The sequence below is a fragment of the Thermococcus sp. M36 genome (assembly GCF_012027355.1).
In the GTDB taxonomy this organism is placed as follows: Archaea; Methanobacteriota_B; Thermococci; order Thermococcales; family Thermococcaceae; genus Thermococcus.
On the sequence record NZ_SNUH01000100.1, the window covers coordinates 1 to 522 of the forward strand.

At 32.2% G+C, this 522-nt stretch carries 1 protein-coding gene; it reads left to right on the forward strand.

Annotation, left to right across the window (positions count from 1 at the left end; all coding sequences use genetic code 11):
• Positions 1 to 399 (forward strand): hypothetical protein (locus E3E36_RS11510; protein WP_206203644.1); only part of this gene is annotated, 399 nt, incomplete at its 5' end.
• Positions 400 to 522 lie beyond the last annotated feature (123 nt).

Here is a 522-nt window from a genome sequence, read left to right on the forward strand (position 1 = left end):
TTTAATGATGGAAATGAAGACCCTAAGAAAACACAAGTTATAGACCCGATTGATACTTTACCAAGAAAAAATAAGTTGAGTGGCAATTATGTAAAGGATAGTAAAAATTTTATTTCTGTAAGAGACGGAAGAGATGCCAACACTTATCACTTCTTTATTCATTTTGAAAAGAAAGACGGCAATTGCACAGGAGAATTAAAGGGAACATTGCGTTTAAAAGATGCAACACATGGTGTTTACACAGAAGGCGGCGACCCATGTTCTGTTGACTTTAGTTTTGAAGAAAATACCATTGTTGTAAAAGAAAAAGGAAGTTGCGGCAACAGGCGTGGTATGGATTGTTTGTTTGATGATACTTACATAAAAAAGAAAGAAACAAAACCAAAAAAGAAAAAATAATCTACATTTACAACATAAGGTTGCACAACAAAGGTTTGCAACCTTTTTTATTTAGGTGTGTATAAAGTACACTTTAATTAAAAGCCATTATATTGCAACCATCATTTTATAACCAAACAACTA